The sequence below is a fragment of the Bartonella vinsonii subsp. berkhoffii ATCC 51672 genome (assembly GCF_902825225.1).
Classification (GTDB): Bacteria; Pseudomonadota; Alphaproteobacteria; order Rhizobiales; family Rhizobiaceae; genus Bartonella; species Bartonella berkhoffii.
This window is the reverse complement of the sequence record NZ_CADEAK010000143.1, coordinates 1-462: the sequence shown is the minus strand read 5'-3', so window position 1 is coordinate 462 and position 462 is coordinate 1. Positions and strand designations below refer to the sequence as shown.

The 462-nt window shown below is 37.7% G+C and carries 1 protein-coding gene; it reads left to right on the top strand.

The features are described from left to right. The coding region (locus J7R10_RS08655) for a saccharopine dehydrogenase family protein (RefSeq protein ID WP_281432516.1) at positions 1-462 on the top strand (462 nt) is incomplete at both ends.

The following is a 462-nucleotide window of genomic DNA, read 5'->3' as shown; positions in this document are numbered from 1 at the left end:
GCAAAATAAAAAATGGATCTCTAATCAAATGTTTGAAGTCAGCCATGAGTGGGATCTCCCTGTTGTTGGAAAACAAAAAGCTTATATGACCGGACATGATGAGATTCATTCATTATCCCAAAATCTTGATGTTCAAAACATTCGCTTCTGGATGGGTTTTGGTGAACGTTATATAACCGTTTTTACTGTTTTGAAAAATCTCGGACTTTTATCCGAACAACCAATTAAAACAGCAGAAGGACAAGAAGTCGTTCCCTTAAAAGTCGTGAAAGCTGTTTTACCCGATCCAGCTTCTTTAGCGCCTGATTATACAGGGAAAACTTGTATTGGAGACCTTATTAAAGGTGAAAAAAATGGAAAACCAAGAGAGATTTTTATTTATAATATAGCTGATCACAAACAGGCTTTTAATGAAACTGGCGCACAAGGCATTTCCTATACAGCGGGTGTACCAGCAGCAGC